Source organism: Microbulbifer variabilis (genome assembly GCF_023716485.1).
GTDB lineage: Bacteria > Pseudomonadota > Gammaproteobacteria > Pseudomonadales > Cellvibrionaceae > Microbulbifer > Microbulbifer variabilis_B.
The window spans coordinates 2,815,853-2,838,330 of sequence record NZ_CP092418.1; the positions used below are offsets into that span (position 1 = coordinate 2,815,853).

General features: G+C 44.3%; 26 protein-coding genes and 2 pseudogenes. 6 read left to right on the forward strand and 22 right to left on the reverse strand.

Features of this window, described 5'->3' with window-relative positions:
- Positions 1-80: 80 nt before the first annotated feature.
- Both MJO52_RS12540 and cysC read right to left on the reverse strand, forming a co-directional pair.
- Positions 81-2,447 carry a DUF6351 family protein gene (locus MJO52_RS12540; protein ID WP_252081995.1) on the reverse strand — a complete coding sequence of 789 codons (2,367 nt, stop codon included), beginning with the start codon at positions 2,445-2,447 and terminating at the stop codon, positions 81-83.
- 203 nt (positions 2,448-2,650) lie between these two features.
- On the reverse strand, positions 2,651-3,280 hold the full coding sequence (gene cysC, locus MJO52_RS12545; RefSeq protein WP_252081996.1) for an adenylyl-sulfate kinase: 630 nt from the start codon (positions 3,278-3,280) through the stop codon (positions 2,651-2,653).
- 979 nt (positions 3,281-4,259) lie between these two features.
- On the opposite strand from cysC, the gene nhaA reads away from it, so the two are divergent.
- Positions 4,260-5,702, forward strand: coding sequence for a Na+/H+ antiporter NhaA (nhaA, locus tag MJO52_RS12550; RefSeq protein WP_252081997.1), 1,443 nt, complete (start codon positions 4,260-4,262; stop codon positions 5,700-5,702).
- Positions 5,703-5,882: 180 nt separating this feature from the next.
- On the opposite strand, the gene MJO52_RS12555 is transcribed toward nhaA, so the two are convergent.
- The 10 genes from MJO52_RS12555 to MJO52_RS12600 form a co-directional block, all read right to left on the reverse strand.
- On the reverse strand, positions 5,883-6,278 hold the full coding sequence (locus MJO52_RS12555) for a universal stress protein (protein WP_252081998.1): 396 nt from the start codon (positions 6,276-6,278) through the stop codon (positions 5,883-5,885).
- Positions 6,279-6,624: 346 nt separating this feature from the next.
- Positions 6,625-7,455: a glycerophosphodiester phosphodiesterase gene (locus MJO52_RS12560; protein ID WP_252081999.1), complete on the reverse strand. Its 831-nt coding sequence runs from the start codon at positions 7,453-7,455 to the stop codon at positions 6,625-6,627.
- Between the two features lie 2,440 nt (positions 7,456-9,895).
- Positions 9,896-10,288, reverse strand: coding sequence for a hypothetical protein (locus MJO52_RS12565; protein WP_252082000.1), 393 nt, complete (start codon positions 10,286-10,288; stop codon positions 9,896-9,898).
- A gap of 265 nt (positions 10,289-10,553) precedes the next feature.
- Positions 10,554-10,733, reverse strand: a complete 180-nt coding sequence (locus MJO52_RS12570) for a hypothetical protein (protein ID WP_252082001.1) — start codon at positions 10,731-10,733, stop codon at positions 10,554-10,556.
- Between the two features lie 12 nt (positions 10,734-10,745).
- Positions 10,746-11,075 carry a hypothetical protein gene (locus MJO52_RS12575; RefSeq protein WP_286037021.1) on the reverse strand — a complete coding sequence of 110 codons (330 nt, stop codon included), beginning with the start codon at positions 11,073-11,075 and terminating at the stop codon, positions 10,746-10,748.
- A gap of 62 nt (positions 11,076-11,137) precedes the next feature.
- Positions 11,138-11,311, reverse strand: a complete 174-nt coding sequence (locus MJO52_RS12580; RefSeq protein WP_252082003.1) for a LexA family protein — start codon at positions 11,309-11,311, stop codon at positions 11,138-11,140.
- Positions 11,312-11,545 (reverse strand): hypothetical protein, encoded by a 234-nt coding sequence (locus tag MJO52_RS12585; protein ID WP_252082004.1) that lies wholly within the window; start codon positions 11,543-11,545, stop codon positions 11,312-11,314.
- A gap of 78 nt (positions 11,546-11,623) precedes the next feature.
- Positions 11,624-12,472 (reverse strand): CPBP family intramembrane glutamic endopeptidase, encoded by an 849-nt coding sequence (locus MJO52_RS12590; protein ID WP_252082005.1) that lies wholly within the window; start codon positions 12,470-12,472, stop codon positions 11,624-11,626.
- Between the two features lie 120 nt (positions 12,473-12,592).
- Positions 12,593-12,895, reverse strand: a complete 303-nt coding sequence (locus tag MJO52_RS12595) for a hypothetical protein (protein WP_252082006.1) — start codon at positions 12,893-12,895, stop codon at positions 12,593-12,595.
- 208 nt (positions 12,896-13,103) lie between these two features.
- Positions 13,104-13,322, reverse strand: coding sequence for a hypothetical protein (locus MJO52_RS12600; protein ID WP_252082007.1), 219 nt, complete (start codon positions 13,320-13,322; stop codon positions 13,104-13,106).
- A 1,628-nt stretch (positions 13,323-14,950) separates the two neighbouring features.
- Here MJO52_RS12600 and MJO52_RS12605 point away from each other — a divergent pair.
- The 3 genes from MJO52_RS12605 (at position 14,951) to MJO52_RS12615 (ending at position 16,016) form a co-directional block, all read left to right on the forward strand.
- Positions 14,951-15,331, forward strand: coding sequence for a hypothetical protein (locus MJO52_RS12605; protein WP_252082008.1), 381 nt, complete (start codon positions 14,951-14,953; stop codon positions 15,329-15,331).
- Positions 15,332-15,465: 134 nt separating this feature from the next.
- Complete coding sequence (locus MJO52_RS12610; protein WP_252082009.1) at positions 15,466-15,669, forward strand: hypothetical protein; 204 nt, start codon at positions 15,466-15,468, stop codon at positions 15,667-15,669.
- 125 nt (positions 15,670-15,794) lie between these two features.
- Positions 15,795-16,016, forward strand: a complete 222-nt coding sequence (locus MJO52_RS12615) for a hypothetical protein (RefSeq protein ID WP_252082010.1) — start codon at positions 15,795-15,797, stop codon at positions 16,014-16,016.
- Here the strand turns inward: MJO52_RS12615 and MJO52_RS12620 are convergent.
- The 8 genes and pseudogenes from MJO52_RS12620 to MJO52_RS12650 all read right to left on the reverse strand — a co-directional run bounded on the left by MJO52_RS12620 (position 16,013) and on the right by MJO52_RS12650 (position 19,202).
- Complete coding sequence (locus MJO52_RS12620) at positions 16,013-16,540, reverse strand: hypothetical protein (RefSeq protein WP_252082011.1); 528 nt, start codon at positions 16,538-16,540, stop codon at positions 16,013-16,015. The genes MJO52_RS12615 and MJO52_RS12620 overlap by 4 nt on opposite strands.
- A gap of 19 nt (positions 16,541-16,559) precedes the next feature.
- Positions 16,560-16,766 carry a holin gene (locus tag MJO52_RS12625; protein ID WP_252082012.1) on the reverse strand — a complete coding sequence of 69 codons (207 nt, stop codon included), beginning with the start codon at positions 16,764-16,766 and terminating at the stop codon, positions 16,560-16,562.
- The gene (locus MJO52_RS12630; protein ID WP_252082013.1) at positions 16,763-16,960 is read right to left on the reverse strand and encodes a hypothetical protein; all 198 of its coding nucleotides are present in this window, start codon (positions 16,958-16,960) and stop codon (positions 16,763-16,765) included. Before MJO52_RS12630 ends, MJO52_RS12625 begins: the two co-directional genes overlap by 4 nt.
- Entirely contained in the window at positions 16,909-17,160 is a 252-nt protein-coding gene (locus MJO52_RS21570; protein ID WP_435583614.1) for a 3TM-type holin, read from the reverse strand. Before MJO52_RS21570 ends, MJO52_RS12630 begins: the two co-directional genes overlap by 52 nt.
- Positions 17,161-17,347: 187 nt before the next feature.
- Positions 17,348-17,776 (reverse strand): annotated as a pseudogene (locus MJO52_RS12635) (IS5 family transposase); the annotation flags it as partial.
- Positions 17,677-18,126 carry a transposase gene (locus MJO52_RS21465; RefSeq protein ID WP_353505431.1) on the reverse strand — a complete coding sequence of 150 codons (450 nt, stop codon included), beginning with the start codon at positions 18,124-18,126 and terminating at the stop codon, positions 17,677-17,679. The gene MJO52_RS21465 and the pseudogene MJO52_RS12635, both read right to left, overlap by 100 nt.
- Positions 18,127-18,200: 74 nt before the next feature.
- Positions 18,201-18,683 carry a YcxB family protein gene (locus MJO52_RS12645; RefSeq protein WP_252082015.1) on the reverse strand — a complete coding sequence of 161 codons (483 nt, stop codon included), beginning with the start codon at positions 18,681-18,683 and terminating at the stop codon, positions 18,201-18,203.
- A gap of 210 nt (positions 18,684-18,893) precedes the next feature.
- Positions 18,894-19,202 (reverse strand): D-Ala-D-Ala carboxypeptidase family metallohydrolase, encoded by a 309-nt coding sequence (locus MJO52_RS12650; RefSeq protein WP_252082016.1) that lies wholly within the window; start codon positions 19,200-19,202, stop codon positions 18,894-18,896.
- A gap of 127 nt (positions 19,203-19,329) precedes the next feature.
- Between MJO52_RS12650 and MJO52_RS21470 the strand changes: the two genes are divergently transcribed.
- Both MJO52_RS21470 and MJO52_RS21475 read left to right on the forward strand, forming a co-directional pair.
- Positions 19,330-19,797, forward strand: a complete 468-nt coding sequence (locus MJO52_RS21470) for a transposase (protein ID WP_353505432.1) — start codon at positions 19,330-19,332, stop codon at positions 19,795-19,797.
- A pseudogene (locus tag MJO52_RS21475) lies at positions 19,713-20,105 on the forward strand (transposase); the annotation flags it as partial. The gene MJO52_RS21470 and the pseudogene MJO52_RS21475, both read left to right, overlap by 85 nt.
- 95 nt (positions 20,106-20,200) lie before the next feature.
- On the opposite strand, the gene MJO52_RS12655 reads toward MJO52_RS21475, so the two are convergent.
- Together MJO52_RS12655 and MJO52_RS12660 are read right to left on the reverse strand one after the other, a co-directional pair.
- The gene (locus tag MJO52_RS12655; protein WP_252082017.1) at positions 20,201-21,028 is read right to left on the reverse strand and encodes a hypothetical protein; all 828 of its coding nucleotides are present in this window, start codon (positions 21,026-21,028) and stop codon (positions 20,201-20,203) included.
- 367 nt (positions 21,029-21,395) lie between these two features.
- A complete protein-coding gene (locus tag MJO52_RS12660; protein ID WP_252082018.1) occupies positions 21,396-22,160 on the reverse strand; it encodes a substrate-binding periplasmic protein in 765 nt (254 codons plus the stop codon).
- Positions 22,161-22,478 lie beyond the last annotated feature (318 nt).

Below are 22,478 nucleotides of genomic sequence, written 5' to 3' on the forward strand. Positions count from 1 at the left end.
TCAGGGCCTAGCCCCTTGAGCGAGGCGCATATTACTAGAATATAATTTCCTGTCAATAATTTTCGCGCCAAGTCCCACTATTATTCATCGGGCATGCTTTCCGAAGGTACAGACACCGGCTGCATCTCCTCCTCCCCGACACTTGCCTCTTGCAATAGCTTGCCTTGTCGATAGTCTGGGTCAATTAAATGACCTGCAATTCGCACTGGGACCCCTTTAGGAATCAACTGCTCTCTTGGGCGGGCCAAATCCTGTTCATTGTAGTTGCATACCCCGGTTGGGAAGATGCGTCGTAAGTCATCGAGACGACCTGATATCTCTTCCGTATGAGAGCCATAGACGCCTTTTGCAAGAGCCCTCTCCACCGGCTGAAGCGCGCACTTAAAGATGTCATCAGTCACTGGTGCTCCGGCTACCTGCCTTGAGGTGCTGTGGGCAGGGTACTCCCGCATACATTTCCCTTTCGACTGGCGGTTCCAGTCTCCATTCCAAACATCAGATCCTGATGCTAGTACATTACCTTCGCTATCAAAGCATTGATCACTGGCATCCTCAGGTCGATTACCAACTACACCTTTAGCAGGGTCATTAATGATGTTTTGCATCCACCGGTCGACCAGATCAAGCGCATCATCCAATGGGTTGTAGTCTTTGTGACTCATCCAGATCAGTTGATTGTCAGCGTGGCCGCGGGCCCTCCGGATACGCTCTCGAGTCGAAAAAGAAGCCGAGCTGTGATGCATATCTGGTTCTTCGTCCAGATAGTGGCGCATATCAATTATCGGAATTTCTACATCCCCAAGGAAAACATGACCAGACCTATAAATCCCCTTGATTGCCTCCAAATCCGCGCGGCTACGCTTAGCTGGGCTCGCCAGAGTCCCCATGTTTAAATTTTGCTCACTCCATACGGAAAGGCGCACAGGAAAAAGCCCACCATTGAGAAACCAGAGCTTTTCTTGCGACTGATTCTGCGGGGCTTTCCACCCACCTATTGCAGCATTGATTTTTAAGAAATTATCGATGCTTATCTCTCCATCAACCAACGCTTTCAACCCATACTGAACCCCTTCGTTATCCCAGGTTGTATTCGCATAGCCATTTTCAGCAGCACCATAGAACTGGCGAAGATTTTCCCAATGTGTCCAATGCACTCTATCCGGCAAATCACCGGAAAAACTTTTAAAGAAGTGTACAAAGTTTGGGTTATTTACCAGTGGCACCAAACCACGCCAACCTTCTACGCATTCAGTTGCGCCGCTTGGTCGTCCCCTATAACGGCCATCAAACAAACCAGCGGCTAAAGTAATCAGCTTGAAGCGGCTATCCGCCTCAGGGTTCGCAGCCAACCCCTGTATCCGTTGACGCTCCTCAACATCCTGCCAGCGGGGGTTGTTAGTATCCAGGACATCGAAAAAATACTCTAAAGGCTCACAGTCAAAGGCGTAGATAGTCTGGGTTACCATATCTGGATAGGAGTAAAGTGGTATCGCCGCATCCAGTAGCCCCGGTGCATTTTGCGCCAAGATGTACTGCTGAATAGCACCTCCCGAGCCACCGATACCAACCGTATACATGGGCTCACCATAGAGTGCTTGGAACTGTTTTTTTAGGCGCCGTGCCGTATCCTCTGCCAACCATAAGTTATAGTGATTTCTGGTTTGATTCGCCGTCGAATAAACGATGGCATATCCTCGAGCCAACTGGTCCATTCGCCGAGTTGTCACATCTCCTTTGCTCAAATTACCTTGGCGCCAACCTATACCTACTCCCCCACGAAACTGATATATCAAACGCCGGTTCCAATTGCTGGCATTTGGTTTTTCGGCAGTTTCGCCGTCTCCTCGCAGAGCTGCAATAGCATAATGATGCCGGTTAATCGTGCCTGTTTCGACACGGACAATAAAATCTACTTGTCGACCATTTACTGTTACCTTATCAATATCGTTACGTGCTTCATGTAGGTAATAAAAGCTTCCATCTGTTGTGCTCCTATAGAAGTACGTTACCTCCGTTGCATGGCTACAGTCTCGGCTATAACCAATCACCTCTTTGGTTTTCTTCCCATCTGGACCTAAAGCAAAAATTGGGACCCCCTCCTTGGCCTGGTTATCAACCAATGGCTGCTTATCGGTGATCGCATTACGACCACAAAAGAAGGGGTACTTTGAGGGGCCAGTAAATAACGTTTCTACTGGTCCAACCTCACCAATTGAGATAGGGAATGGAAAATACTCAGGCGGACGTGACATCATTCTAGGGTGAGGCCCCGCATAAGCCGGTGTAGAAGCATAATCAAGAGCGCCAGCCGGCACCCCTATTACTGGAGCATCTGCTTTGCCATGTACTTTTGGCAATTTCGCATACGCGATCCAAGCGACTACCCCCAGCACTCCGAGCAGCGCCAAGAAAAATACAGAGAGAAACCAAGCTCCCCTTGTCGACATAAACGCCTCCACAGCTGTCAACTTCACCAAGTGATACAGCTTGAGTATATGAAGGGATAAAGAGGTCAACCGACAGTTGGCGCCGGGGAGGACTTATAGGAAGGATGTATCAGAAATATCGAACCAAGTAGCCCAACAAATCAGGCAAAGACAAAAAGGAAGCCCATCAGGCTTCCCTTATAGTATGCTTCATAAAAGTCAGCTTAATCCTTGGCAATAAGACCTTTCTCTTGCAGGGTAGAAATAATCACTTCCACCTCTTGCTCCAAGGTCATTTCTGCTGTATTAAGACGCAACTCAGGGGAAATAGGCGCTTCATAAGGGTCATCAATTCCAGTAAAACCCTTAATTTCACCCGCACGAGCCTTTTTATAAAGGCCTTTAGGGTCACGAGATTCTGCCTCCTCCAGTGGACAGTCTACAAACACCTCCAAATAAGGCAGATTGCCATCCTCATGCATCTTTCTAACCATATCGCGATCTTCTCGATATGGACTAATAAAGCTACTGAGAACCACTATCCCAGTGTCCGCAAACAGTTTGGAAATTTCACCTACACGACGGATATTTTCTTTGCGATCTTCAGCAGAAAAGCCTAGATTTGAGTTGATCCCCAAACGTATATTGTCACCATCCAAGCGATAGCTCAGGACATCTCGCGCAGCCAAAGCCTTCTCAACCGCTACTGCTACCGTGCTCTTGCCGGAACCCGACAGGCCGGTGAACCAAAGGGTCACGCCTTTGTGACCAAGAATACTGGCCCTGTTGTCACGAGTTACATCGCCATCATGCCAATGTACATTGGTCGCCTTGCGTTCAACTGTTGTCGTCACCGATCACTCCAAGATTTTGATTCAACTCCTATTCCCTCTTCAGTGAGAGGTTCGCAAGAAACCACTCCCCCAGAGGCTAGACGGCCAATTATCAGGCATTTGAAGCATTAGCGTAAAGGCTTTGCTTATAGCATATTAAACCACATATAGTAGTGGATGTGCATAAGTACCTCTGGCCACTTATTTCTAAATTTCGACCTCAAGCAAGAACAGTGGCACCAAAAAGAGAAAAATTTGAGGTATTAAGCCCTAAGAAGAAGCGCCTTTTTCCCTGGTCGAGAAGTAGAGACTATTTTTCCATTGACTGTTGTGGGCCAGCAAATAGATTTAACCTAAATTTGATCATGATTATAATTCTATTGAGAGCATCATAAATTCAATGCCTCAACACTGTGCACTTCAAATAAGTTTCTTTAAACAACAATCAGTATTAACCAGGTAGCAATTAAAGCATATCTCATTGCGCTCTATATTGCAGTTACAACACATATAAACAATTAAATATTACGTTATGAATCTAGCCTCATTTCATCTAATGACATTATGCAAGCATAGACAATTATACCTTTAGATATTTCGCATCCCGCATATAGAAGTGCCACGTAAGGACTATGACACAACCTAAAAGAGCGTTAGCAAACAAGTAACCCTAAAAAGTTATAAGGTGGGATAACCCCTTTAATAATTAGCTAATATTCAAAAGGGAGATTATCTTTTAGTAGGCGCCATGCTTCACTCTCCAATTACATATGTAAGCAATATCACACATATAAATTTGTGCTTACTTAGTGCCTGCTCGTAAGCGAGAGATGACCATTTCTCCCCCTATTTTCAAAACTAAACCCAGTTACACCCTACTCAATAAAAAACGTCAAATATAGAAAATGACACTATGACCATGATAACCTCTGGTTTGAACCGGCATGAAATAGCCCTGCACTTAGTGGGGCTTAGCTTTATAAAAGGAGGCAATTAGCCGATGGCAAAAAGTGTTCTGGATAGATTCAAAATTCGTAAAGGAAAAGTCTTTGAGGCACCGCTAGAGGGGGCCTTTGGCCGCCTGGTTACACCTTTTGAAGAATTTATCCATCGCCAAAGCAGCAGTGGTATCTTACTGATGCTCTCTGCAATGGTTGCACTGATTGTTGCCAACTCCCCTCTACAGGATGCTTACAAGCACCTGCTCCATATGCCTGTCAGCATTGGCACTGGTGACTGGGTGCTTTCTCTATCACTACATCATTGGATTAATGATGGCCTAATGGCCATCTTCTTTTTCTTGGTAGGGTTAGAACTTAAACGTGAATTTTTAGTTGGGGAACTCTCAGATCTACGCCAAGCAGTCCTGCCCGTGATGGCAGCGGTTGGCGGTATGGTAGTTCCAGCCTTGATTTATAGCTCCCTAAACAATGGCGACATCGCAGAACGCGGTTGGGGCATCCCTATGGCTACTGATATCGCTTTTGCCGTGGGCTGTATAGCATTACTAGGAAACAGAGTCCCAAGGGCTGTGGTAACTTTTCTGGTAGCCCTAGCCATTGTAGATGACCTAGGAGCAATTCTTGTAATTGCTATTTGGTATACAGAGCAAGTGAACACTACCGCTTTAATGGCCTCCGGATTTCTAGTTGTAATCATGGGCTTACTCAATGCCGCCGGGGTTCGCCGCTCTTCTGCCTACGTCTTTACCGGTATTTTGCTCTGGTACGGACTTTACAAGGCAGGCGTTCATGCCACTCTAGCAGGCGTAATTACGGCAATGGCACTACCTGCCAAGCCAAAGTATGATCCTGTAGCGTTCAGCACCTTTGTTAAAGATATTATCCGCAGCTTCGATCGATACTTTCGCCCCGGTGATAAGATCATTGCAAACGATGCCCTCCATGCACGTGTAATGGCCTTGGGTAACGGTGTAAATCTAGCTCAGTCCCCCCTACAGCGTATGGAAACCCGCTTACATATCCCGGTGGGCTTTATAGTAATTCCAATTTTCGCACTGGCTAATGCGGGCATCCCTTTCGATAGCTTTAGTAGTTCAGCAGCGGTACTCAACCCAGTAACACTCGGTGTCATTAGCGGCTTGGTTGTTGGCAAGCTAATTGGCATTGTAGGCGCAACTTGGATAGGCTGGAAACTTGGCTGGGGCAAGCTACCCAAGGCTGCGAACTTTCAGCATATCGTAGGTGTGGCATTACTCGCCGGCATTGGCTTTACTATGTCTATCTTTATAGCCGAGCTGGCATTTAGCTCCCAGTACGAACTTCTGGTGCAGGCGAAAGCCGGTATCCTACTAGCTTCTGTAATCGCCGGAGTTGCCGGCTTCCTAGTTCTACGCAATGCACCTATCTCTGAAGAGCAAGAGGATGAATTCAAGGAAGCTGAGAACTCAAATTCTGGACTGCCGCCTCATTCCGTCTCGTAGCAGGGTAGATTTGTGGTAGGCCTAAAATTTCCGCTTTAAATCGTACAACCGGAGCCGAGTAACTATAATCAATAGTTACTCGGCTAAGATTTACTCACATAACAATTACTTAGATAACAGCACCGGCTAGCTTTGGTAGCGAGCAACTCAACTAACAACAACAAATAATTTCAGTGTCAATTAAATTCGCACTAAAGTTACATCACAATGAGCATAATTTACGATACTATTTGCTGTAGAGCCTATTAGAGAGCTTATACCTTTCTTAGAGTGAGTCCCGAGCACGATTAAATCTACACTTCTTTTTTCAGCTTCCTTGCAAATCACCTCATAGGGCTTACCTACTTTCAGGATTCTATTTTTCTTAGAGATACCGAAATCTGAAACTATCTCCTCAAACTTCGGAATAGCATCCTCTTTAAGCTCTCGCTGATAATCCTTAGGCAAAAAGCTGTAGGGAAGCACATTTAATACGATTAACTTACTTTCATGCTGGCTTGAAAGTTCTACAGCCCTTGAAAGCACAAAGCGCCCTTCTTTGGAAGCCTCTATAGCGCAAAGAATTGTTTTATACATCTAACCCCCTCCCCATATTATGATAACTAAACACTACTAAAAACAGCAGATCAACACAAAACTCCAACTGCTAGATTCATTGTCACACCGAAATCCCCCCTAAGCACCCACCAAAAATCCAAATACATCAATTTCCAGCCTACTCATTACGGCATCTCTGTATTTGTAACCAGATCCAAACCATTCAATCAGGAAGGTACTTAATTCATCAGGAATTGGGGCTAAAAGAAGCCGCCTTGGAACCAACTAAGTATCACTAGAGTACCCAAAATACAATAAGGATCCAATTCACTTTAAAATTTTTTACATTTCAACCTTCCATAGCCTTTAAAAATAAAGTGATCAGTTAACGCTCACCAGCATCAACAAGCGCTCGATAAATTCGGCCTGGATAATCGCCAATAATCCCATCTACACCCAATGATATACTACGCTCAATATGGTCTTCATTGTTCACTGTCCAAAGGTCCACAGCCACTCCTTTTTTCTGAAAAAAGCGTACATAGGGCTTGGTCGTAATACTATATGGCAATTGTGCAACATCAAACTTGGGCTGAAAAGCCCAGCCAAAACCCGTACTCCAAGCAAGACTTGCTTCGATAAGCTCACTTATAGTTGCGCTGGTTCTAACCTGACCCCCGCTAAGTTCACGGAAGTACTTCATGGCTTTACTATGCTGGCTAGCAACAGTAACTTGCTTCTCCATACGGTAATCTGCAATGACTTGCCAAAGAGCCTCAGAAAGAGTCTTATCATTGGGCTTAATCTCTATATTAAAATAGCCATCTGGGTAACGCTCAAACAATTCATTGAGAGTTAACAGAGTGAGTCCTTGCCCCCTAAAAGGGTAGCTACTGCCATTATCTAATGTGAATTCGTGACCAGCATCAAGGGTTTTAATTTCACCCAACGTCAAATCCGCAATTTTTTCAGGTATCCCAACATTATCCTTAAGATCTGAATCATGATTAATGATGACAAAATAGTCTTTCGACAGATGAACATCTAACTCTAGTATATCGGCACCTTGCTCCAATGCTCTATCAAACGCTAGCTCTGTACCTTGAGGATATTCACCAGATGCCCCCCTATGTGCGAGAATCTCAATAGAAAATGCCTGATTACAATATCCAACACACAAAACACAGAATGCCAATGCACGCATAAATATCTTCATCTTTCAAACCCATTTTATGTTAAAGGAGAAGCCTTTCAATAAATAGCCAAAATATCTTCATCGCAAGCAAACCAAACCGCCACCTTTCAAGGCAATCGTCAAGTTTCAATTAGGCTTTTATTTACGACCAATTCAGCAGAATTAGCTAAACAACAATTAAACATTTTCTAGCAAGCCTTATCAGCTAACTCACATCATTGTCATAAGCGATATAATTTTTTCCAAACCAGCCCCACCTTAACTCTCCTCGTTAAATTAGTACAACTACAACTTCTCCCAACAATAGGTACCAGCTCACAAGTTTCTATTTTCTAATACCGCCATACTACTTCAGGTAAAAATATTCGCCAAAATTGAGACATCAAATTAAACATGACGCCTAAGAAATCCGCCAGAAATAGATTATAGCGCCACTAAACTATCAACATTTTGATATGAGACAGAACGTATGGAGACATACCCGCAAATAAAGCGCTAACAACTGAGCAATAAAAATTTAAGAGCTTAAAGCCATACTGACAGCCCAGCAAGAGAGAAAAAGGTTTAAAAAGGAGCTCGCCCTCTTGGCACTCAACAAGAAGAATCGCACACGCTGAGAGACTGATTAGCTTGAAGCTAGCCCGCAAAGTGATTGAAGCATATCGGGCATACCGTTTCGAATATAGCAGAAAGAAAAACTCCTCTGAACTACCTAGAATGCAGCATCACTTCCAAGTCACTGAGCCCTTCTAACGCAGCCATAGCTCAGGAGAAAGCCACAAAATCGTCAATTTACCTTATCGACAGGGATATCAATCGTGAGTTTCAAAGTTAGACGGCAAGTGTGTGAGACCGGCTTGATATGCAAGTATTCCTAAATCTCATCAATACAGAAGCGAAATAATTGCGCACTTAGACACGCCAAATGAACTTAACCGCCAGTTTAATGCAGAGAAGCCCAATCAAAATTTAGCGCGTTGATACTACCTATATCTGGGCTTGGTTAAGACTGGTGTTGCCTAGCAACCACCATCGATTTGCATGCTCACATGCATCGTCAAATGGTCCCTCTCAAAGCAAGCAAATGCCACATTAACAACAAAGGCCTTGGTAATGGCCCGGGAATATCAAGAAATACCCAGTGGAGCTATGCTGCTCTTAGATCAAGGCAGGCTGTATACGAGCCTTTGATCATTCCTTAATGTATTACTACAACTGGAAGCGCCTCCTGGTCGAATATTTTGTTGATTCGATCCATCTCCTATATAGCCTCCCTTATTCTGAACAATTGCCCTGGTGGTAGTAATCTCGATATGCCCCATTCCTTCTTTCATAGAAAGTCACCCTGGACGGTTTAAATTCGCAATAATCTTTCCCCTCCCGATCGTACAATTACGAATGTCATCGATGGAGTAAGGAGACTGTATAACAGCTTTGCTGCTCTGTTGAAGTAAAGGGTAAATAAAGAAGCATTTATTAGTGGAGTAACAATATTAATTTACACTTAAGAACTTTTGCCCTCTCATTTAGATGAAAAGCAGGAAAACACAGTGAAGTATCGCATGATAGAGAAGCCTCCTAATAAGTTATTAAATTCGTCTTGGGGGCAAATGTCGTACCCTCTCGATGTAGCCTAAAATGCATTCTGGCTGCCATTTAAAATAATTATTTAATCTAGGAGTTTCCGAATGGTTGCTTTAAGAGGTTCTACAAAAATTCCACCTTATCAACTCACAGAACACGACGAAGACTTACAAGACAATCCACCAAGCACTGGGTTTGCCGCAAGAGGCAAAGAGGGCAAAGCTAGAGCACGTGCATTAGCGCGAATTAACGTTGCAACTGGCTTAAACCTAACAATAGATGACTTTGAGGTAACTATGACGGCTTCAGGCGATACTAGTCGATATACACCAGTTGAGTGGAAATGCTCACGAACGGTGGGGCATGGTACTCGGGAGCGCACCTGGTCTCTTATTATAGATATGGATGACATCCCACCAGGTGCCGCAAGTAATGGGCCCGACCGTCCTCACATTGGATATTCGTATTGGTGCAACGGTTACGATCCTATAGGAAGGGTTAACGGTCATATCTTTATCGAATACGTATCTGCATCAAGACTAACCGAGTGAATAAAGGGAGTGGCTTGAGCAGTCCAGCAAAACTCAAGTCACTCCCAAGGGAAATCTTCCCATCTAGCGATTCAAGTAGGCAATGTAAATACTTACCGCACATTCAATTTTCTCTGGACACCATTGTCCCCTATAAACAAAGAGCCACTGCTATTTTTTTGCTGATTCAACCCATCGTCTATATGGCTACTTCTACTCAGAAGCATTGTCCTGAAGTGAATTAAACCCAGTACACAACTCAATTGCCTGAGGCTACCGACACCTTTTGCGCTAAGATACAGTAGAAGATAGCCATAACCGAAACTTAGATTACAACAATTGTATAGTTAAATGTGATGAGGCTCTTTATTGGTTTTAATAACCTCTCTAACCGTTGCACCACCAATATCTCTGCAAGTTTGACCATTACTAAAATAAAGCTTGACAGCTTCACCCCTAACCACTGGGCGAACAAAACGCCAAGGCCAAAATCCGAAACGCTGAGAGCCGACATAATTTATTACTGCATTAGCTCCTAAGGCATCAGCCTTATCAGCAAATACCTGCAAAACATCAGTTACACTGCCATAAGAATTTTTACCTATTTTAATTCTTTGGATCTTTTCATATTTTATATCTGATGCTGGGTGCCCCGTAACTAAGCATATATCCAGTGAGTCACTCGCTGAAACTGGTACTGAAGCAAGCATTAAAGTTGCAATTAAGCCTAAATTTTTCATTATCACTCCCTAAAACTAATAAAACCAAGTGTACATAATTCCCAAATCGACCGCACCCAAAAAAATGATAAAATTAGACGATATAACACCAAAAAAGTACAATTTCTTGCCAGCTGCATTTTTTCAAGACAGAGTTCAAAATATTCCCTTTCAACTCCAAGATTCCCTCAAAACGGTAAAGCTAAGATCTGACCATTTCTGTGCGGATGGCTTACCGACTTAAAGCCTACAGAAAAATGTTAAATCAACCAATTAGACAAGGCTTCTACAAAGATATTTCAGAAGGAATAGATATGATAAAAACAGCTGTGCGGCGCTGCATCCACTGCCACTTCTTTGGCGTGTCCAACGCACAGACACCATCACACTTGGGGATTTTCTTGGCCGCGCGGTTGGCGAGCTTGACCAGGGTTTTACTGGGCGCAATACCCACACCCACGGACATACAGATATTACGTCAGAGGGTATTGCGGATCTTGCGGCCGTAGTCCTGCCAGTCCTCCTGCAGCCCGTGCAGGTCCAAAAACATCACGTCGATGCTGTAGACCTCCACGTTGGGACTGAACTCCCTCAGTATTGTCATTATCCGGTGGGAGATATCGCCATACAGAAGGTAATTGCTGGAGAAGCTAGCCACTCCATGCGCACGCAGCAGGTGCTGGACCTTATAGAAGGGCTCCAGGTCGCCTATACCTAATAACTTCGCCTCCTTGGAGCGCGCCACCACAAAGCCGTCGTTATTTGAGGGCACCACCACCGGGCTCCCGTGCAGATCGGGCTTGAATATCTGCTAACTGCAGTCCACCAATACCAGCATTCAGCGCGGCCGGTAGTAACAAACCGAAGCCTTTACCCCCCCTCCACAATCAATTCCTGCCCCTCCCAAATAGGGATCGGCGCGTAGTCATCATTCGCAGATAGCAGCCGCCCCTGCTGCTGGTCCAGCACCTTGCAGGTCAGCTGCCCATCCAGGGCCACCACCACATCGCCATGGGTAGGCTTTAGCGAGCGATCGACAATCAACTAATCCTTGTCAAAGATACCGAGCCCCATCATGGAATCCCCATTTGCCCACGCCATAAAGATCGCCGCCGGCTTGTTGTTCATGTGCTCATCCAGGCTGAGGGCCACCTCCTCACCAATCAGCTGCAGCAAGGCGGTGCGCGCATTCTGATTGGGGCAGCCAACCACCCATTCCAGGCCCGCACATAGATTATTAACGTGGTGAAGTTGTTGAACGTGAGCGGTCAAAGGCATGGTCTACCTCCTTGTAGGAACGACAAACCCTAACCACCAAAGGCACTGGCCCCGGTGGCTTACCCCCACCAAGGTCCGCTACTGATTTATCGGGGCTTTAGGCGATAAACACCGATCAAAAGCCTTGCCCCGTCGAACGGCATGACGAAAAACGAGGTACGCAACAGCATAGAACACTGCGATACACAAACCAGTATCGCTGGCCACCATATCCCAAAGCTTTGAACGCGAACCCGATTCCGTTAAAAGCAATACAGGAGCCGCGAACTGGAAGAAGAAATTGTGAGCAGTGTGGGCGATGGTGGCAACCCAGACTGATCCCGAGCGCATTCTGAGCTCGCTGAATACAAAGCTCATGGCGATAATACCGAGGCCATAGATCAACGCCATGAGCAACGTATAATCTGTCTGGTAGAAACCTCCGTAAGCAATGAGTGGAAGATGCCAGGACGCCCATACAAGTCCGCTGACGAGATAGGGGTTCTTAACACCACCACTTACCAACTTTGGCAATAGGAATCCGCGCCATCCGAGCTCTTCCCCAAATGCGCCGATCAGGCCAAGCACTAAGACGGACAGAAGAACAGGGCTGAGTTGGATCAGTTGCTCCAATGACACCAGCGAGAATTGCCGGATATCGATGGCTGCAGATACCAGACCCGTTAGCAATACTAATAGGAATGGAATTGCGACTGCATAGACGTAGTAGCGTCCCTTTCCGATCCGAAAGCTGACATCTTCATATCCAGATTTCAGGATGAGTCTCAGCACTATTGAAAGAGAGCCAGGGATGCACATCAGGGCGACTATCCAAAGCGGGCCGAAATTCCTGACACCCCCGCTGGCGATGATGAACGCCTCCAAGCTCCAACTAATTGCAAGCACCAAGACGATAAAGACTAATGCTTGGTTTCTATCCCTCATCATACCTACGTGTGTTCAACGGCTAACACCTTACTCAGCCACCATCGGAATGGAGCCGCTTTGTGCTAGCGTAGCGTACAGCACAAAGGGAGAGCAGTGTAAGTGGTCAGATGCAGTAACTCCTTATGAGTTTTTCTCTTCACTATTTTCGTAATACGACTCAGACACTTTTATTGCTTTTGTATACGCTTTAAAACCATCGAAAAGCATATAGCTTCTAACTTGCGCCCATTCAGCTGCGCCAATATGACCAGCATTCCAACCTGACTCACTGCATCCAACTGAAATCTCACCAACAATAAATAGTTTTCCACCTTGATATTCAAAGCGTGGATTGTGCAAATCATGACTGCATTCCAAGTCTGTCAAACGCATTGAAATACATTTACCAGAAAAGTCTGAGATATTTTCTTTGTCCATACTCATTAGTACTACCTTACTTTACACATAACGCCGCCAACAGCGGGCGAGCGTAGCGGGGTCCAGCCAGTTTTGCTGGCGATACTGCCTGGCCTTGCTAAGTATTGAACCTTGCTACGATAGATATACATTCTGACAAAGAGACTTCCTTTGCCCACTTGATAGATTGCTGTATTTCTGGCTCGTGCCGCTCAAGGGCTTCATTAGACCAATATTACCTTGATGTACCGATCGGCAAATGATCGATTTCTGAAGCGACACCAGCAATTGCCAGAAAATCTTTATCATCTTCGGGCAGACCGACTTCAAACCTTAGTAAAGAAAGTTCAATTGCTCCCTCAAGATAGTGAATAGAGCCATCAATCATTCCGCTTGCGAATTCAACGGCACGCTTACGCTTCTCTTCGAGATATTCCTCGTGGCTAATTTCCATAGGATGCTTAATGCCCGAGTCATTTGCCACAGCGAAGCGAAGATCAAATGCACGCGCTTGTTATAAGCTTTTACTGCACATTTTTTTAAGTGTAAAAAGCTAATACTCTTTCAATTTACGGCGCGATAGCTCGGCAGTGCGCCAAATCGTTGGTGGATAGTCTTTGCTTCCCACAGACCAGATTAGAGTATCATCGGTAATTTTCACCGATCCATTTACAGGTCGTGCCTGATGGTTACTATATAGAGTTAAAATCATATTTTCATTCGATTTAAACGTACCGATCACCTTTGGGTCATTTATATCGTCTAAAATGGAGCCATCGATCTTCGCTCTACTCCGCGTTGTACCATAAAAATAACCACACACGTCTATGCCATCTCTGATGAGGACTAGCTCAAAGATATCCGCTGGTTCACCATAACTGTTTTTGATAGTACTCTCAGCTATCCATGCACCACCAATCTATCCAAAAGCGGAAATCGATAATAGCGAAATTAGAAGTAGAAATGCTGGCTTCATGGAACGATTCCTTAGCTTATAACAGTGTATTCAAAAGCAGCTGTAATATATCTACAGACCTCTTTCGGCAACGATTTAAAAAATCCTGTAGGAACATTAGACTACTGACAGTTGGCACCAGCGTACATATGTGGATGTATTGCAGCCACATCATATCCCGACATTTTCGCTGCTATATATCATTTTGAAAACCCCTTAGAAATCGAAAGGTTAGTACTTTTTTCCTGTGGATAGATGAAGGTGTTTATATCTCGGATATATAAAGCGAGTCAACTTGCCTGATTACCCCAAGGCAGCCCATAAAACGCTCACCCACTAGGTTTCGCCATAGCTGTAATAGAACGATGCACGGCCAGGCGGTTGACCACCTCAACAATACAGCTCGCTACTGAGTCAGCCCTCGCGGCCTGCTGCAGAGTTACCAGAACAACCTAATAAGTACAATTGCACTAAAAATAATGATTTATAAATTAAGACAACTATTGCCCCATAAATAGATTTTAGGTATTTTCAGTTGGCCTGATAATTGCCATATGGAAGTCACATGAATACTTTAAGTTTCCATAGACTCCACACCAACCTTTTTGAATGCTCTTTATTTTTTAGTTAAAAGGAATACATGATGAATGTAGAAACTGATATCAAAGCTGGGACAGTAGAAGGTGGGACAGGCGGAGTCAGACCAGAGCCTGGGCAAGGCTAGTGATTAGCCGCTAAAGCCAGGTCAATAAAAACCTCGTGTTGCGACTCGAGGTTTTCAAGTGCTTATTTACTGCTTTAATAGGCTATCTCCTCCTATCACAACCATCCTCATCCACTCGGAATGGTCATAGCCGCAATGGAACTATGTAAGGCTAGAGGGTTAACCACTTCAACTGCCTACGAGATCAGCGGCCCTACTCAGCTATACCTCCAGCCGCACGACGACATCCCCCTTTTAAGGAAAAATCATGGACGAATTCGAACTTGGAACAAAAATCATTCGCACTGCCGTTGTCACGATAGCCTTTTTCCTAATTAGCGCTTTTATATTCTGGAGGTAATAAAGCCATTAAAAATGGTTTGACGGCGGAGTTCCTGAGAGAAAAGTCCCTTACGACCATAAGATGAAGGCGTATGAAAACGCCGTGCTTTTGATACATGGCCTGGAGTCGAAACTAAACCGCCTTCTAACGGAGTTCGAGAAAATAAGAAAAGGCGATAGTTCAGACCGCAAAGCTACAAAATCCAAAGAAGCCTTCATCACGCGCTTTAATAAAGTTGATGACAAGCTGGAGAAACTGACCCTGCATTTCGGGCCAGAAGTACATAGGCTGATTGAAGACCTAAGGAAATCAACTAAGCTTGCCGCGCAGTCGGTTGGGATTTTAGATAAGGATCAAGAGCATTTTCAGCGGCTTCAAAAGAAGTTAACTGCCCTTTTAGAAGTCATCTTTAGAGATGGACAAAACCACTATAATACTCTGTCAACCAGCGCAGCTAACTAAGCACCGTACAGGGTTAAAAGGCCAGTTTTCGGTTCCGCTAAAAATACCCCCTATTTCCAGCTGCAGCAGTATCCAGGGCGGGGTCTAGGGTGCCTTTCTGGGCGTAGGGGATGCCGTTATTCGGTGTGTTGCTCATGATTTTTTCCTGCTTATATGGTGATTTGTGCGGACGGCCTGGGCCGGTGATGCTGCTTAGCTGGCTGACGGTGATCGTGGCGGTGCTTGGATCTGCAATGGATAAGGTGGTTGCGGTAGTTCGCAGCCGCTCGCAGCCAAACTCTGAAACTGGCACCTACCGTAAAAAACTGAGCTTTGTAGTGCTGGCAATAGCAGGTTGAGAAGCACCAACTAGACATACAAAACCCGATTGAGTGGGCTGGTCATCAAGAGAGATATCAGCAGCCAAGGTATAACCCCCTATGAAATTTCAGATACCTGTTAAAAAACTCGGTCCGAATCACCCGTGTGTTGGTCCCCTCAGGAGGACCCGCTCAACGTTTCTTTGCGTCGCAATCGCATGGTCCATGGTCTTATCCAGTTCAATCGGCAGGTGACGCCGCGCTATGCCTTCAGCTATTCGGATAAAAGGGAAACGTTTGCGGTAATCTGGCTTGCCTTTGAGGAAAATCAGGATGGGCTTAACCATTGGCCGGCGTTTATCGCCTGCCCTCTTCCATACTCCTAAGACACCATTAACTTTGCCAACGAAATATTTACCCTTCTTACCTTGCGAACTACCTGCACCACCAGCAGTACCAGAGCTGCCCCGCAATTCAGCCAGGATTTTTTATAGGCTCCGACCGAGATATTCCCATGCTTGTTTAATCTTGCCGCCTTGCCATGTACCACATACATACCAGCAGGCAGAACACCCATATGCCAAAGGGCTCGCTCAAAGCACTTGTCGTTCCAGTTCATATCCATGACCGAAGGGGCCAGGTATTTGCCGGGTGCAGTACCGTTGGAAACCTGATCACGGATAAAGACTTTGGCAATACCTGAACGCTTCGTGGCTTTCTTTACCAATACGGAGTTCAGCGTTAACTTTGCTGGGTTTGTAAATACACACCCCATAGCTGCACCCTCTTCTCCCCGGATTCGTAACGCCACATTATTGAGTGCGACAGAACTGGCATAAGGTAATTGCTTTTTTAATTCAGCAGATGCTTGATCAAACTTTGAAGTATCCAGCTTTACACTAACGCCCATCGTCCCCGCCCTGCAGATTCTAGCGCTGGTGGTTGTGGTTGTGGTTGTGGTTGTGGTTGTGGTTGTGGTTGTAATACCAATTAACCATTAAACCTGCTGCAGCTATCAGCACACCAGCAAAGCCAAGCCAGTTGTTTGCGAACCAACCCGCGAAAGCTCCGGCACCAATAGCAGTCGTATAGCCAGCCTTATCCGCTATTTCTCTCAGAGCATTCTGAAGTGTCATGACTGCTTCCAGGCAACAGTTGCCCTCTCAACGCTGCGCCCCACCACATAACCTCCGAGGCCGATTTTTACTATTTCCAGAAGGGCGAGAGTCTGGTTCTCGCTGAGGTTTGGCGCTGTCCACCCCAACCAATGAAAGACGGTCAGCCCCACGAATGTGAGCATGTTACTGGCCGCCAGTTTCTTTGTAGCCATGACTCTCCTCCAGCTTCTGCAGTGATTACCTGGGTAGCCGCTCTCAACTCCTCCAGGTCCATTGAGATTAACTTTGAATCCACCTGCGCCTTTAAGTGGTTGGCTTCTGTCTTACCTGGGAATGCCTTATCTATGACCTTGCCGAGTAAATTTGATATGAATGAAATCTTTAATAGCTCCAGATTGTGGGACGGGTACATTTGACTTGCACCAGTTAAAAGTTATCCAGACGTAAAAAAATCGGCTCAGTGGCCGGTTTATATGGTTAGGTACCTGCTAGAGACAACAATCGCAAGGTAGCTTATTTATACTCCCAAAACGCAGAAGTACCAAAAAGGTGTCAGCCCAAAATAATAAAGAAGTGGTCGATTGTGCTTAGAAGCTGTTTCATAACTTATTTAACGTAATTAACATGCATGCAATATAGAAAAAAGCACGATAAGTGGACAAATATCGCTCCCATCTAACAACCAAACGGCGGTAATTTCCCAACCACGCAAAAGTCCGCTCAACTTTCCAACGGCGAGTATACCTTCTGAGCTTTCTACCATCCTGCCTTGAGGCTTTTTCCCTATTTATCCTGTGTGGACAGATAAGGTCGATTCCACGACTCAACAGACTATCTCTAAGAGGATCAGAGTCCGCCGCTTTATCATAAACTAAGCGATGAATCTTTGTATTTTTATACGTAACATCAAGCAATGGATGTAATAACTTTACTTCTGCTGGTGAGGCCGAAGTAATGGTGCCTCCCAGTGGAATACCTTCGCCATCGACCACCACCATCCTCTTTGAACCCTTGCCCCGCTTGGTTTTCCCGACTTCGAAGCCCCCTTTTTTGCTGGTGCAAAGCTACCATCAGAAAAGACTTCCTCCCAGTTAAGCAAAGACTGTTGATCCAATAGCTCCAGGAATCTTCTCCATGCATGTAGCCAAGCTCCTTGCTCTTCCCAAAACTGAAGCCTTCTCCAACATGTACTCGGTGATGGATAGTGTGAAGGAAGATCTTTCCATCGCGCTCCAGAACGCAAAACCCACAGGATGCCTTCAAAACAAGCCCGATTATCAATGGGTTTTGGGCCTCCCTTTCCTCGTTTTAATTCAGGAAGACATGGTTCGATCAATTTCCATTGATCATTGGTTAACTCTGACTTGAATCGGCTCACTATTGCTGAACTTTTTTTCTATGTAATTGCGTGAGAATAACCGATTTCAAGTTATGAAACAGCCTCTAGTCTTATTAGCTGCTGATGTTTTGCAGATTTGATAAAAAGTCATTTTCCTGGTCTGTGTTTTCAAATGATGATTTAGGAATAATGTTAAAAATCAAATCTGACTGATAAAGCATGATAATCCGCTTGCTTTCACGCCACTTGACATAGTCTGACCATTTGATTTTTGCTACCCCTCTTTCGTTAATTGCATTAATGCCCTCACGATCCCATTCGAATTGAGCTGGAAGATTTAAGCTCTTTTGCTGCCGATAAATTTTATTACACTTGTAGCGCAGATAGACCAAATAATAGCCAAAATACCAAAGTAGCCAGCCAGAGGCGCTACCAACGGCGATTGATAATTCAACGTTTAAAGCACTATATAAAAAATAGGCAAGCCAGACTGTTAAAAGCGCAATGATAAAAAATTTGCTTACACTAAGCTTCTGATGAACCCATTGGGAATGATAGTAATCATCGGGTGTTATCTTAACTTCGATTTTATTCATACTTATTGCTAACATTTATATACTGATGATCTTGACCACTATTATCCTGATCACTGCCTCGGAAGCAATTCCGCGCCAGTTTTCCAAAGTAATCTTTCAAATCAGACTGCCGAACAAATTTTATACACTTCAGCGGGACGGCTAGTAACTTCAGACTGTAGGGCGGGTACGCTCGCCCGGCATTGATTCAAGGTCATCCAGGTGAAGGAATCACCTTTTGAATGCCCCCTTTTGCCATACCCCTATAACGGTGAAACCTTCCTCCTGGGTGATTTTAATTAACCGGTAGGCCCTGCCTGACGCCACCTGAACATCAATAGCCTGCCCGGTGGTATGGGTCATGGTGGCATTTAATCGAGCGTTATGAACTGGGCAGCGGTAATCGGAGTTAATAATCATCGGCTTGCCAAAGCGCTCTCTAACTTGGATCAGGCGTCTGAGCGTTTCATCTTTGAAATAATTTTTGCCACAACAACGACAGGCCAATTCCAACTCTGTGAAATAGTCATTATCAAACATGGAAGCACCAGAAATAAAAAAACCCGCACAGGGCGGGTTAATTTTTATAAAATAAGTGTCGCTACAGAACGATTTTACTAGAAGCTGTTTCATAACTTGAAATCAGTTATTCTTGCGACCTCATGGAATGATAAGACCAGTAAGTGTGAGTAGACTTAAGTCAGAATTAACCGACGCTCAGTGGAAATTGATTGAGCCTTGCCTTCCCCAGCTAAAACGTGGAAAAGGAGGTCCTAAACCCATTGATAACCGTGCATGTTTTGAAGGTATCTTGTGGATTTTGCGCTCAGGAGCACGATGGAAGGATCTCCCCCCATCTTACCCTTCGCCGAGTACTTGCTGGAGAAGGCTCCAGTTTTGGGAAGAGCAAGGCGCTTGGTTGGAGGCTTGGAGAAAATTTCTCGGACAGCTCGATCAAAGATCCCTGCTTAATTGGAAAGAAGTCTTTTTGGATGGTAGCTTTGCTTCAGCAAAAAAAGGGGAGCAGAAGTCGGAAAAACTAAGCGAGGCAAGGGTACAAAGTGGATGGTGGTGGTCGATGGCGAAGGTATTCCATTGGGAGGCACCGTTACTTCGGCCTCACCAGAAGAAGTAAATTTATTACACCCACTACTCGATGTTACCTATGAAAATACAAAAATTCGACGACTAGTGTACGACAAGGCTGCAGATTCTGATCCACTACGCCATAGTTTGGCCCGCCGTGAAATTGACCTGATTTGCCCTCACCGTAGGAATAGAAGAAAACCTTCGAAACAAGATGGCAGAAAGCTTAGGAGATATATGCGACGTTGGAAAGTTGAGCGAACTTTTGCATGGCTAGGGAACTACCGTCGTTTAGTTATCAGGTGGGATCGCTACTTATCTTCATACAGAGCTTTTTCTATATTGCCTGCATGTTAATTACGCTAAAGAAGTTATGAAACAGCTTCTAATACTTTTTAACTGATTTAAATAAACAGCGTATCTTAAAGCTTAAATCAAAAATAAGGATGCGATTAAAGCTCGTAAGCTTCCCTCAGCATATCTTTAAGATAAATATGATGTGTTTCAAACTCCATACCTTGCGCGTCTTTAGCTTTAATACTGACAGCTGTTTCATCACCATCAGGCCCAGGCATTGTTGAGACTTCTAGCTTGTATGCCTCAAAAAACTTTGACTCATCGCCGTAGGGTGCGTGAAAATGAAAAACTTCTTTCCCTTCTCCAAGCCACAGCAATTCGATAACAAATGCCATATCACCATTGCTTGAATTTGGATCAACAGCTGGATTATCTTTAAGCGACAACTCAACCTGACTGCCATCAACTGTAAACGATTTGACATCAACAACTTTGCTTGGAGTCGCATCAACTAATTGTCCATGAACAGAAAATAGTCTTTGCTCAAAATTTAGTGAACGCTCTTCCCCAATAAAATTTTCAACTTCAGAGACAAAGCCTTCAATGTGAACCATTGCATTATTTGGATTTCCAGCATTGAAACCATCTACTGCAATATCAAGCTGACGATACACCCAAACATCATCGACGGTAGAATAAAATCTCCAACCTTGATCATCTGCCTTGAAATTACCTATTAACAAACCGGGCGCATGAGGAAAATTAATTTCTAACGAAGTAAGCATTGCGGGTACTGAATGATTCGCTTGATCAACGGTCAAAATCACAGAACTAGCGCCATTCAAATTTAGGCCAGGATACTGTATTTCACCGTTAGATGAATGTAGATCTTGAAGTTCATACTTGAAAGTTTTTGCTTGCGCACCGAAGGCTAATAGAGCCACAGAGACAGCTACTATTTTAATGGCATTTCTAAAAAACATAAAAATTCACTGAAAAATAAATTGAATTAATCGCTCGAGAAGAAAGTTAACCTTATAACACACATCAAAACCCAGTACCTGATCACACTTTCGAAAAATCTAATCAAAAAATATATAAAGTATGAGTTAAAGCCTACAGAAGCTTATCAACGACAGTAAAGCTTAATTAAATAATAAACACAAAAAAACCGGCTTAGGGGCTGGTTTAAGAAAGGATGATCGGTCGCCATACATACAATTCGACAGCTTGCCCAAGATTATTCTTTTGATGGCTAGCTGTCAATAAATACAGTTTTATATATGCACAGAGTAGAAATTAGCGTGCCAGTAAATCCTAAAAGCCTCTAATAGCATCTAGATTACCAGCTCATTCGCAGATATTCGCTTTTTCCGAAATACCATGTTTCCTAAGAAGCTTTGCATATTCACCTATAGAACAAAGACGGGCCAGCCCTTTATTGAACTCATCTCTGGTCTTTTCATCCTTAAACGCCATTTTAAATTTCGAAACCGGTAAAAAGACTTTATGAGTATCCACCTCATCCATTGAGCGCCCCTGTTTCATGGAGAAGTGAGCAAAAATACTCTTATCGATAATGGCAATAGAATCTTCGTTCTGCCAGAAATCCCGGACCTGATCTCGTGAATCCTGTATCTCGACATAATTTTTGCTACCTGCCCCTCCAGGCGAGAAAAGGCGCTCAAATTCTGGCCCTAGATCTAGGTGAGCCCCCTTCCAGGCAATGACATGGTGCCCTACAAGGTCGTTCACATTATCTATTTTAATATCTTCACTCTTGCGGCTAATTGCGTAATTAACAAATCCAACATATTTCTTTGAGAAAAAATGGCCACCCGTCTCGCCATGCTCATACACATTTGTCTCAGCATCTGCTATGCCATTTTTAATAGCATTTTGAATATCCCCCCAACCCATCTGCAAGAATTTTATTGAATACCCAGGTAATGCCTGCTGGATTATTTCGACTTCGAGCCCGCTCTTCGCGTTATCAGCAACATAAGGAGGTGCATCATTAGCTATAGCGACCTTTAACTCCGACGTATTAGCGAATAAAGGTAACCCAAGCAATAATTGGAACAAGACTAGTAGCTTTAAGGTCTTGTTTCGCATAGTAAAACTCCTTAATAGCAGGAAATTCTTAATACTTAAATAGCAGGTTAGGCCAAAACATAGATACTATGTAAAAATACGATATCGAATACAATCGACTTTAACTGTTAATAAGGCTTAATAATTAAGGCGCCAATGGCCAGAGCAAATTGGTATAATAAAAAATTGTACTTAATTAACTGGAGGGGAAAGGGCCTTTCCTCATCCCTGCTAAAGCCTCTCTCGCATCTTGTAGCCCACTTCTATGCTGGACTCAATGATTTGGCATAGAATCTTAATGCTAGCTACCGATTTTTTTGCCACCTTTGCCACCTCCTG

Bases quoted from the DNA above. Each gene is read 5' to 3' on its own strand.
- MJO52_RS12540 (WP_252081995.1), bottom strand. From the start codon at position 2,447: ATGTCGACAAGGGGAGCTTGGTTTCTCTCTGTATTTTTCTTGGCGCTG.
- nhaA (WP_252081997.1), top strand. From the start codon at position 4,260: ATGGCAAAAAGTGTTCTGGATAGATTCAAAATTCGTAAAGGAAAAGTC.
- MJO52_RS12555 (WP_252081998.1), bottom strand. From the start codon at position 6,278: ATGTATAAAACAATTCTTTGCGCTATAGAGGCTTCCAAAGAAGGGCGC.
- MJO52_RS12560 (WP_252081999.1), bottom strand. From the start codon at position 7,455: ATGAAGATATTTATGCGTGCATTGGCATTCTGTGTTTTGTGTGTTGGA.
- MJO52_RS12565 (WP_252082000.1), bottom strand. From the start codon at position 10,288: ATGAAAAATTTAGGCTTAATTGCAACTTTAATGCTTGCTTCAGTACCA.
- MJO52_RS12570 (WP_252082001.1), bottom strand. From the start codon at position 10,733: ATGTCCGTGGGTGTGGGTATTGCGCCCAGTAAAACCCTGGTCAAGCTC.
- MJO52_RS12585 (WP_252082004.1), bottom strand. From the start codon at position 11,545: ATGCCTTTGACCGCTCACGTTCAACAACTTCACCACGTTAATAATCTA.
- MJO52_RS12590 (WP_252082005.1), bottom strand. From the start codon at position 12,472: ATGATGAGGGATAGAAACCAAGCATTAGTCTTTATCGTCTTGGTGCTT.
- MJO52_RS12595 (WP_252082006.1), bottom strand. From the start codon at position 12,895: ATGAGTATGGACAAAGAAAATATCTCAGACTTTTCTGGTAAATGTATT.
- MJO52_RS12600 (WP_252082007.1), bottom strand. From the start codon at position 13,322: ATGGAAATTAGCCACGAGGAATATCTCGAAGAGAAGCGTAAGCGTGCC.
- MJO52_RS12605 (WP_252082008.1), top strand. From the start codon at position 14,951: ATGAAGGCGTATGAAAACGCCGTGCTTTTGATACATGGCCTGGAGTCG.
- MJO52_RS12610 (WP_252082009.1), top strand. From the start codon at position 15,466: ATGATTTTTTCCTGCTTATATGGTGATTTGTGCGGACGGCCTGGGCCG.
- MJO52_RS12620 (WP_252082011.1), bottom strand. From the start codon at position 16,540: ATGGGCGTTAGTGTAAAGCTGGATACTTCAAAGTTTGATCAAGCATCT.
- MJO52_RS12625 (WP_252082012.1), bottom strand. From the start codon at position 16,766: ATGACACTTCAGAATGCTCTGAGAGAAATAGCGGATAAGGCTGGCTAT.
- MJO52_RS12630 (WP_252082013.1), bottom strand. From the start codon at position 16,960: ATGGCTACAAAGAAACTGGCGGCCAGTAACATGCTCACATTCGTGGGG.
- MJO52_RS21570 (WP_435583614.1), bottom strand. From the start codon at position 17,160: ATGTACCCGTCCCACAATCTGGAGCTATTAAAGATTTCATTCATATCA.
- MJO52_RS12645 (WP_252082015.1), bottom strand. From the start codon at position 18,683: ATGAATAAAATCGAAGTTAAGATAACACCCGATGATTACTATCATTCC.
- MJO52_RS12650 (WP_252082016.1), bottom strand. From the start codon at position 19,202: ATGTTTGATAATGACTATTTCACAGAGTTGGAATTGGCCTGTCGTTGT.
- MJO52_RS21470 (WP_353505432.1), top strand. From the start codon at position 19,330: ATGATAAGACCAGTAAGTGTGAGTAGACTTAAGTCAGAATTAACCGAC.
- MJO52_RS12655 (WP_252082017.1), bottom strand. From the start codon at position 21,028: ATGTTTTTTAGAAATGCCATTAAAATAGTAGCTGTCTCTGTGGCTCTA.
- MJO52_RS12660 (WP_252082018.1), bottom strand. From the start codon at position 22,160: ATGCGAAACAAGACCTTAAAGCTACTAGTCTTGTTCCAATTATTGCTT.